The sequence below is a fragment of the Microvirga sp. KLBC 81 genome, assembly GCF_003075415.1.
GTDB lineage: Bacteria > Pseudomonadota > Alphaproteobacteria > Rhizobiales > Beijerinckiaceae > Microvirga.
Genome location: NZ_QDAH01000133.1, coordinates 1 through 9,426, shown reverse-complemented (window position 1 = coordinate 9,426; position 9,426 = coordinate 1). Strand labels below are relative to the sequence as shown.

The 9,426-nt window shown below is 59.2% G+C and carries 10 protein-coding genes; 2 read left to right on the top strand and 8 right to left on the bottom strand.

All coding sequences use genetic code 11. The annotated features are described in order from the left end of the window. Positions 1–406: 406 nt before the first annotated feature. Positions 407–574 carry a hypothetical protein gene (locus tag DC522_RS35195; RefSeq protein WP_165820402.1) on the bottom strand — a complete coding sequence of 56 codons (168 nt, stop codon included), beginning with the start codon at positions 572–574 and terminating at the stop codon, positions 407–409. Between the two features lie 387 nt (positions 575–961). Here DC522_RS35195 and DC522_RS31240 point away from each other — a divergent pair, with 387 nt between their 5' ends. Then, the gene (locus DC522_RS31240) at positions 962–1,510 is read left to right on the top strand and encodes a GNAT family N-acetyltransferase (protein WP_116532366.1); all 549 of its coding nucleotides are present in this window, start codon (positions 962–964) and stop codon (positions 1,508–1,510) included. Positions 1,511–1,602: 92 nt separating this feature from the next. On the opposite strand, the gene DC522_RS31235 is transcribed toward DC522_RS31240, so the two are convergent. The 4 genes from DC522_RS31235 to argH are packed head-to-tail and all read right to left on the bottom strand — an operon-like array spanning position 1,603 to position 5,593. Then, positions 1,603–2,436: an ABC transporter substrate-binding protein gene (locus DC522_RS31235; protein WP_116532365.1), complete on the bottom strand. Its 834-nt coding sequence runs from the start codon at positions 2,434–2,436 to the stop codon at positions 1,603–1,605. Positions 2,437–2,466: 30 nt separating this feature from the next. After that, entirely contained in the window at positions 2,467–3,231 is a 765-nt protein-coding gene (locus tag DC522_RS31230; RefSeq protein ID WP_116532364.1) for an amino acid ABC transporter ATP-binding protein, read from the bottom strand. 3 nt (positions 3,232–3,234) lie between these two features. After that, positions 3,235–4,116, bottom strand: a complete 882-nt coding sequence (locus tag DC522_RS31225; protein ID WP_371680977.1) for an amino acid ABC transporter permease — start codon at positions 4,114–4,116, stop codon at positions 3,235–3,237. Between the two features lie 52 nt (positions 4,117–4,168). Further along, entirely contained in the window at positions 4,169–5,593 is a 1,425-nt protein-coding gene (gene argH, locus DC522_RS31220; protein ID WP_116532362.1) for an argininosuccinate lyase, read from the bottom strand. A gap of 153 nt (positions 5,594–5,746) precedes the next feature. On the opposite strand from argH, the gene DC522_RS31215 reads away from it, so the two are divergent. Further along, positions 5,747–6,616, top strand: coding sequence for a LysR substrate-binding domain-containing protein (locus tag DC522_RS31215; RefSeq protein WP_245444711.1), 870 nt, complete (start codon positions 5,747–5,749; stop codon positions 6,614–6,616). A gap of 319 nt (positions 6,617–6,935) precedes the next feature. Here DC522_RS31215 and DC522_RS31210 read toward each other — a convergent pair whose 3' ends face one another. From DC522_RS31210 to DC522_RS35545, 3 genes are all read right to left on the bottom strand, one after another. Beyond that, complete coding sequence (locus DC522_RS31210) at positions 6,936–8,258, bottom strand: hypothetical protein (RefSeq protein WP_133239426.1); 1,323 nt, start codon at positions 8,256–8,258, stop codon at positions 6,936–6,938. Further along, positions 8,173–8,388, bottom strand: coding sequence for an integrase arm-type DNA-binding domain-containing protein (locus DC522_RS37650; RefSeq protein ID WP_165820401.1), 216 nt, complete (start codon positions 8,386–8,388; stop codon positions 8,173–8,175). Before DC522_RS37650 ends, DC522_RS31210 begins: the two co-directional genes overlap by 86 nt. A gap of 682 nt (positions 8,389–9,070) precedes the next feature. Further along, positions 9,071–9,426, bottom strand: a 356-nt coding sequence (locus DC522_RS35545; RefSeq protein ID WP_205769862.1) for a hypothetical protein, incomplete at its 5' end; no start/stop codon positions are given.

Below are 9,426 nucleotides of genomic sequence, written 5' to 3'. Positions count from 1 at the left end.
CCTCGATGAAGCGCGTCATCTTGGCCTCCCACGTCGGAGAGCAAGTCTACCAAATCAGCCTGTTTCCACACAGCCTCAAGCGGTAAGCGGACGTTCAAATAGAGCAGGGAAATTCCGCGTCTGACCCAGAGCGGACCATGAGCGCCGCAGGATCGTGAAATTGTCGATTAGTAGCGTCTGATACGGCCAACCGGCACAAGGTCGATTTGAGCTGGGTTGGGCCTGTGGTCCAACATGGCCCCATTTGCGGCATCCAGGACGAGACCAACCGATCCGCCTGGAAGGATCGCGTTTCCAAGCATCCCCGGCGCGGCTTGGTCGGTGAGCACCGATTTCACAAGCAGGGACCCTGGTCGGTATCCTCTGGCTTCCGCGTAGGCGGTGAACTCTGTCTTCCAATTGACCCTTACGAGGCACGGGGAGCGGGGACATTCGTGCCCGAGAGATGCCAGATCCGTGCAGATACTGGGCTTGTGGTGATGGTCACTGTCTCCTCAACCCCGCGCGTTACTGTATTGCGGGCGGCCAAGGACAGAACCGCTCCCACCGCACAGCCCAGAACTCTCGTTCGCATGGATTGCCCTTCCCGCCCGTATGGGCTCTTACGACCTCACCATCATCAGCAAGTAACGCTCGCGGCTAAGTTGGCCAGTGCAGAGATCGTTGAGGTAAACTGGCCACCAGCAACGCAGACCTCGCAGTCCGAACGTGGCACTTGCATACCTAAGGGCTTGGTCGGCTTCGGCGGTCAGAGCCGACGTCCCTTGAGAGGCCGCAATTTCAAAGTTTGCCCAACGCAGACCGTCGCGTCAGTGCCGTTTACGGTGTGCATCGGGCAGAACAGCGACGATCGGCGGTGGCCTTGAAGGGGCGTTCTAAGGTTTATGCGTACTTGGCTCTGTTGTCTGGATGTGAGAGGTAGACCTCGGCTAATGATTGCCGTGAGGCAATAAGAGACAAAATGACCATCTCAATCCGTTTGGCACAGGAGGCCGATGCACTGCTGATTGCACGGCTGCATTTTCATACGTGGCAGGAGACCTATCGAGGTCTTGCTCCGCAGGCTGCATTTGACGTGGTGACGGAGGAGGTCAGGCTCGCCCGATGGCAGAGCATGCTTGCGAACGAAGGGAGCGAGCGGACTATTCTGGTTGCAGAAGTCGACGGGCAACTGGCAGGCGTCGGGATGGCTGGACCAGCCTCGCACGAGATCTTTCAGAGCCGGGCCGAGATCAAGTTCCTCTATGTGGGAGCCGCGTTCAAACGTAGGGGCGTCGGCCGCGAACTGCTGCTTCACCTCGCGCGCCACATGATGAAAGCCGGATACAACGGCGTGGGGCTTGGTGTGGTTGCCGGGAACAATCCGGCCATCGCGTTCTATGAACGGATGGGAGGCACAAGGGCAGGGGGCTATACCGATCCCGGTCCCGTCTGGCGCTCCGATAACTACCTGTATGTCTGGGATGATCTGCCGACGCTCATGGCGCAGGAGGCGAAGAGCGGTTCTTGAATGCACAACGATGCGCGATACCGGACTTTTTTGTTGCCTTGCATCAAGATAGAGACGGGCTCACGCGATGATGCATGAGCCCGTTTTCATGTTTAGTCCTTGCCCTGATTGATCGCGATGGGCGTCAGCTTGTTCGCCTGAAGACCGTATTTCTTCACGATCTCGTCATAAATGCCTTTCTGCTGAAGGCGCTCGAGTCCTTCCTTGATGGCATCGCGCAGCTGGGTTTCGGTCTTGAGCACCGGAATGCCCGAGAGCGAAACTGTGAAGGCTTCGCCGATGAGCACATAGGTGTTGGGCTCCTGCGACTGGAAGTACGGCAGTGTCTCGTTGCCCTGAACGGCTGCATCAAGGCGTTGCGTCTTCAGCTGTGTGCGAGCGTCCGCCGAACCCTCGGTGCCGATGGCCTCGATGGCGGGCTTTCCCTTCGCCACGCACTTAGCTTGACTCCATTCGCCGATCTGCCGGGGCCAATTGGTGGAGCGGCTCGCACCGACTTTCTTGCCGCACAGATCCTCGGGCGTCTTAATGGTCGCCGCCATGGCGGGCGAGGTGTAGAACTGCGCGCCGGATTTCATGTAGTCGACGAAATCCACGATCTCACGGCGAGCCGGAAGATCGCTCATGCCGGCAAGCGCGATGTCGACGCGTCCCGTCTGGAGCGACGGGATCATCTGGGCAAAGGCAATTTCCTGCCATTCGATGCCGACGCCGAGCTCCTTCGCGAGAGCCTCGCCCAGATCGATATCAAAGCCCGAGAGCTTGTTCGTGGCCGGATCCTTGAAGGTGATCGGCGCATAGTTCGGCATCGTCGCAACGACGATCTTGCCGGCCTTCTTGATCCGATCCGGAAGTTCCGTCGCGTGGGACGGAGCCGCAAAGCCTAAAGCGAGCACGCTCGCGAGCAAACCTACTGTCAGTCTCATTGTCGTCGGTCCTTTCCTGGGGAACATTTATCAAGCGAGTACCGCCGCGATGAAATCGCGCGTTCTCTGTTGTTTCGGGTGCACCAGCACCTCTTGCGGCGAGCCCCGTTCCACAATGGCCCCCCGATCCATGAAGACGACTTCGTTCGCAACCTCGCGCGCAAATCCAAGCTCATGTGTCACGACGATCATCGTCATGCCCGAACGGGCCAGATCTCTCATGACGGCCAGAACCTCGCCGACCAGCTCCGGGTCGAGCGCCGAGGTCGGCTCGTCGAACAGCATCAGCTTGGGCTTCATGGCGAGCGCACGGGCAATCGCCACACGCTGCTGCTGACCACCGGAGAGTTCCGACGGATAGGCGTCACGCTTTGCCGAAAGCCCCACGCGCTTCAGTAGCGCCATGGCTTCGTCGATGACTTCGTTGCGGCGGCGCTTCTGCACGGTCACCGGACCTTCGATGATGTTCTCAAGCGCCGTCATGTGCTGGAACAGATTGAAGCGCTGGAAGACCATGCCGCTCGTCAGCCGCTGACGGGCAATCTCCGCGTCGGTCAGTTCATAGAGCTTGTCGGCGACGCGGCGATAACCGATGAGCTCCCCATCGACCCAGATGGCTCCGGAATCGATCCGCTCGAGCTGGTTGATGCAGCGAAGAAGCGTGCTCTTGCCCGATCCCGAGGGCCCGACGATGCAGAGCACCTGGCCGGCGGGAATTTCGATCGACACACCGTCGAGCGCCTGAACGGAGCCGAAGGTTTTGCGCACATCGGCTGCAACGACGATAGGCATCATGGCTCAACCCTCCACGGCCGGGCGCGCGGTCGGACGAGACCGACGGACTGAGCCCTTGGCGAAATAGCGTTCAAGGAAATGCTGACCGATGCTCAGAATCGTCACGATGATCAGATACCAGCCGGCGGACACGATCAGGAGTTCGATCACCCGCGCATTGGCGAAGTAGATCGTCTGCGCGTTGCGCAGCACTTCGGCGAAGCCGATCACGCTCGCGATGGACGTGAGCTTCACCATGCTGATCACCTCATTGCCGACTGGCGGAATGATGACCCGCATGGCCTGTGGAAGGACGATGCGGCGCAGGGTCGTCAGGCGCGTCATGCCGATGGCCTTAGCGGCCTCCGTCTGGCCCGTATCGACCGACAGGATGCCTGAGCGCACAACCTCCGCCGTGTAGGCGCCCTGATTGATGCCGAGGCCGAGCAGCGTTGCCACAAACGGCGTCATCACATCTACCATGCGGGCCTCGAACAGGCCCGGAATGCCGATGCGTGGGAACACTAGAGCGAGATTGAACCAGATCAGGAGCTGAAGGAGAAGCGGCGTGCCGCGAAAGAACCAGATGTAGAAGACCGCGATGCCCTTCAGGACCGGATTGGGCGACATCACCATGATGGCGAACAGAACACCGAGCGCGATGCCCAGAGCCATGGCGCAAGCCGTCATGATGATCGTGTTGCCAAGACCGCTGATGATGGATTGGGCCGTGAAGAACTGCCCGACCACGGCCCAGTCGATCTGCCCCTCTGCGAATGCCTTCACCACATAGGCGAAGGCCGCGAGGATCAGGGCGCTGGCGATCCAGCGTCCGTAATGGCGGCGCGGCACATGAGTCAGATGCGCGATGGACGGATCGAAGCGCTTGATCTTCTCCATGCCCATCGAGGAGGATGCGGTGGTGCTGCTCATTCCGGTTCTCTCCGTTCGTGCCTGTTCAGATCCGCGGACCGTCATAGTGCATCGCCCATTCGCGCTGGGTGTCGAAATCCGAACGCAGGCGAGTAAGCTGTTCGGCCACCCGGAGCGGAGCCGTTCCGCCATAGCCGTCACGGGCCCTGATGGCGGCATCGGGCGTCAAGCTCGTCATGAGGACCGGGTTCAGGCGCGCATCCACGACCGCGAGATCCTCCGCGCTCAGATCCTCAAGGCCGATATCGCGGTCCTCGCAATACCGAACCAGACGGCCGGTGATCTCGTGTGCCTCCGAGAAGGGAACGCCCTGGCGTGCAAGCCAGTCGGCCACCTCGGTGGCAAGCGTGAAGCCATCCGTTGCCTGATGGCGCATTTCGTCCGCATCGATCCGCATAGTCCGAACCATTCCGGCCATGGCCGGAAGCACGAGGACTAGGGTATCGACTGCCTCGAATGCGGCCCGCTTGTCTTCCACGAGATCGCGATTGTAGGCGAAGGGCAATCCCTTAAGTGCCGACAGCATCGTGCCGACACCGCCAATGAGGCGCGCCGCGCGACCGCGGGTCAGCTCCGCAATATCGGCGTTCTTTTTCTGCGGCATGATAGACGAGCCGGTCGCATAAGCATCGTCGAGCGCGATCCAGCGGAATTGGCGCGAGGACCAGAGGAAGATTTCCTCGGCTAGGCGGGACAGGTTCACACCGATCATAGCGGTGACGAACAGAAATTCCGTCACGTGATCACGGCTGCCGACCGCATCGATGGAGTTTTCGCAAGGAGCATCGTAACCGAGTTCACGGGCGGACAATTCGGGCGATTTGGCAATGGCCGATCCTGCGAGCGCCGCAGCCCCGAGCGGGGAGCGTGCCGCCCGTCGGTCCCAATCCTGCATGCGGTCGATGTCACGGGTGAAGCCCTGCGCATGAGCAAGGAGCTGGTGCGCAAAGCTCACCGGCTGCGCAGGCTGAAGATGGGTGAAGCCAGGGGCGATGGTCCCGAGGTGCTGTTCGGCTTGAAGCGCGAGGGCCTCCTGCAGGCCCAACAGGTCGATGACGATGTGACGGGCCTGATCCCGGAGATAGAGCTTGAGATCGTTGGCCGCCTGATCGTTACGCGAGCGTCCGGCTCGGAGCTTGCCGCCGAGCGGCCCGAGCCGTTCGGTGAGCGCGCGCTCCAGAAAGGTGTGCACATCCTCGTCGTGCTCGGATGGAACGAGGGTTCCAGCGGCGATCTCGGTCTTGAGAGCCCTAAGTGCCGCCTCGATTGTCTCGCCTTCGTCCTGGGTGAGCAGCTTGGCCCTCACAAGCTCCCGCGCATGGGAGAAGGAGGCCGCGAGATCATAAGCAGCCAAGCGGAAATGGCTGGCATCGGAGCGCGAGAGAGCCATGAGTTCCGGGGCAGGGCCTGAGCGGAAGCGTGAGGCCCACAGAACGTTGGTCGATGTCATGCCACTTTCCTTTTTCTTTGGTGTCCCAAGGGAATCTGCGGCTGGCAAATGAAAATTCTTCGCCTTGGTATTCTATTTTGGAATAGAGAGAACCCTGTTCTGCTTCTTTCCTCTGTGCTCAGGCCCATGACGATCCAGCGCCTCCCAGGCTCCATGACCGCCCTCCGCGTCCTTCTTGCCGTGGCCGAACACGGCACGGCGTCCGCCGCCGCCGCGGCCGTCAACCTGACCCAAAGCGCGGTGAGCAAACATCTGCGCGGGCTGGAGGAGACATTGGGAATTTCCCTGTTCGCCCGCGGCAACCGTGGCCTCGTACCGACGGAAGCCGGGCGGATCTATGTAAAACATGTTCGCCGTGCCCTCGCGGAGCTTGAGACGGGCGGCGCACAGGTCTCTGCCCTCAAGGCCTCGCCCTGGTCAGTCAGGCTCCATGTTCTGCCGATCATCGGCGATCGCTGGCTCGTTCCGCGCTTTTCACGGTTCGCGGAGCTCCATCCCGAGATCGACGTGCAATTCACGACTTTTGTGACAGCCGACACGGCGGAAGCGGCCGATGGGGTATTCCGGTTCGGGGAAGGCGAATGGCCGGGGCACCGAGGCAACTACCTGTTCGGCCGCGATGTCGCTCTGGTTGGCGCGGCATCCTTCGTCGCACGCTTGGGCGGCATCGAGACGGCGGAGGATGTGCGCCGTTACACCGTACTGGATCATTTCCAAACGCCCCTGCGCTGGAGCGAGTTTGCCGAGGCACATGGGCTGGACGACTTCACGCCGGTGCACACGACCCGGTTCGGGTTCTATTCGCTGGTCATTCGAGCGGCGATCTCCGGCCAGGGCCTCGCATTGGTTCCGCGCCGGCTCGTGCAGGAGGAACTCGAGACTGGACGCTTGGTCAATCCGGCCGGGCTCGGCTTCAAAAGTCGCAACGCCTATTGGTTCACGACGCCCGAGGATCGCTCCATGCGTCCCGGCCTGGAGGCATTTCGGAAATGGCTGCTGGAAGAGGTGCAGGTGTCCTCATGATGGACGGCGGCCGAAAGCTATTCTCGTAGCAGTAAACGAGCGGATCGCGCATTTCCAGGAAGTGCGTCGGCCCAGCGCGACGTAGGACTTGCTACGGGACTGAAAACAGACGCCCCCGCTTTGGGGCCGGAGAGCATCGGTGGTCGGCCGCGCACGTCGTAAGGGCCGCTTATGGCACATCTCGGAAGTAGCGATTTAGTCAGGTTCTAGGCAGTAAGCGGACGTTCATTCTGCGTGGCTATGCCGTCTGGCTGAATCTGAAACAAGGACGTAGTCGATCCAGCCCTCTAGAAAAGCTGACGAAGGTCGCCAATTTGGGTCAAGCTGCTTGGCGGCTTGCCAGAAATGCTGGTGCGAGCTTCTTCTTTTCAACTTGATAGGTTCGTAAGATCGCTTCAATCCAGACCGTCATTCCCTCCGCCTTCAAGTCGAGCCTTTGGGCGCGGCTGTAATGAATGCGGGTTACCGGGAGCGTTCGCTCCTTCGCCGTCTCCTCATCCTTACGATTCTCACGATGGGCTAGGATTGCTGACGCAGCCCCACCAAGTCGACAGTCGTCAAGGAAACTGGTCAAAGTCCTTCGGACATCGTGGGGTGTCCATGCTCGGACATCATATTTTGCAAGCAGGTTTTCCCGCTTTGAACGGGCACTTCCACGTGGTTTCGGCCCCGGCTTGCCTTTGCGATCAGGCAAGGACCGATCCTTTTGCTGAAATTCCTTACCTTCTAATCGATATAGAAGACGGTTCATCGCTGATTTCGTGACATGATCGCCTCCTTTCCCACTCGGAAAAAGCCAGTCAGAAGTCTCTTCCTGTTTGTCTGCTATCTCGTCTCTGTACGGTTGAATTGCCTCGAAGAAAGCAGGTGGAATTGGGAGAGAGTGGGGTAGGCGTACGCCAACTGCACTCTTCATCTCGTCCTCTGACCAATTCATCACTTTCCATCCGGGCGGCAGGTGTTCCGCCTCGAACAGACGGCTCTCCCTCATGAGGAGAAGAGCACCAAGACGCTGGCCAAGCAATATTGTAGCCCACAAAGCAGCCAGCGTCCCAGGCGAGGTCGCATGCTCCTTTTCTGAGAGTGTCCGATGGTGCTCAGCAATGATGATCGTCCGGACGAGTTCCTCGAGCGTAGGAGTATGGTCCCGCTTGCCGGGTTTGTACTTTACGGTCCAGGATTGCCACCAAGGATACTCAGTGTTTTCAAGTCCGGACTTCCGAGCATGATGGCCCCAAGCCCATGAGAGCATTTCCTTACTAGCTTTGATAAGGCGCCATACTGTTGAGCGGGCGATTCTCTTGTCCCGCTTAGGATCGAGCATAGCGTCCCGAACTTCCTCGAGATCCCCTTTCCTCAGGTCGCAGACGTGCTTTTCGCTGAGCGAGGTAAGTCCTTCATGGCGAAGGAAACCTTCATATTGAGACCGCCAGGGCTCCGTAAGCTCTGGCAGCTTTTCCGCAAGGAAGGCGTCGACCAATTCAGCCCAAGTCCAGCTTATCGCTGCCTTGGCATTGGACTTGGCGGCCATTTGCTCAAAGTCCGGTGCGCTTACGTCAATCGCAATATCCAAAGCAGCATCGGCATCGCCCAACTGTACGACCTGCTGATCGAAGATGTGCAGGAAGTAACTTAGGGTCATGACCACTTTTAGCGTAGAAGCGAGCCATCTCCGCCCTTGAACGTGCGTCCTCAAGGGTGGTGTCGTCGATCGTTCCAATTGTTACGGTTGTTGTGCGGAGTCTCAGGTAAAAGGTGGCGGACTGTGCCATGATCCGAAGCACCAATCCTTTGGCCTCAGTGTCCCGCCATTCCAGAAAACGCCCCTTTAGGGAGCTTCTGCTGATCAATTCGGCGGCTTCCGAGATACATTCGCGTGTAAGCCTCCGGCGCTCCACTTGGTAAGGACGCTTTGGCATGGAAGAACCGTGATACAACGTTGATACAACGGCGGGTCTTGGCCCTGACCGTAGGATTGAGGTTTGGAAATCGTCAAGAAACCAGAGGTATCAAAGAATTATTACGGGAATCTTGAAGGATTCTGCGTGAGAGGGGAGGGACAGGATTCGGCTTCCCAAGCTGAATGTCGTGGGTTCGATTCCCATCGCCCGCTCCAACTTCCTCCTCCTTTTGATGCGGATCAAGGACGGCCCAGCTGCTGCCAGTAGGGTTTATGGGCTGTTAAGCATGCCTCCCCGGACAGGGAGGGAAAATGCGAAATCCGTTCGATGAGGTGTTGACAAAGCGCCGGCTAATCGACATATCCGCAGCCCCGCCGGATTTCAGATCCAGGCAGGCTTCATGTCACGGACACCGCATCGGCGAAGTTCCCCGAGAACTCCACCGAACGCCGGGTCTGATCAGGATCTTTGCGAGATCCTGATCGACGCCACGAGCCGCGGACGCCAGAAAATGGCAAGTTCCCGAGGCTCCTCTGACGGACAATACAAGTCTTCAGGTTGTGAAAACGGCCTGAGACAAAGTAAACGTAGAGATGATCTCATCTTTGCGAGCGATGAAGCCTGCTCCGAATACTGAAGGTTGGTGGGATCGAAATTCGAACCGGCAAAAAACTTCAAAATTGTTGTTGACGTCCGGAACGAGTTTCGCTAAACATCTCTCCATCGACGGCGGCCACGGAATGGTGGTGCCGGACTGGAGGCCTCGGGATCCCGGCGCGAGAGCGAGATGGGATGATCGTGGTTCTCTTTCTTGTCCGTTCCGGACGGGTTTTGCTCTTTGACAGGTGAAGACAGAAAGAGAAGCGTAGGCGGCGGTGTCCTTGCGCTGGTCTTCGGACCAGACGGAAC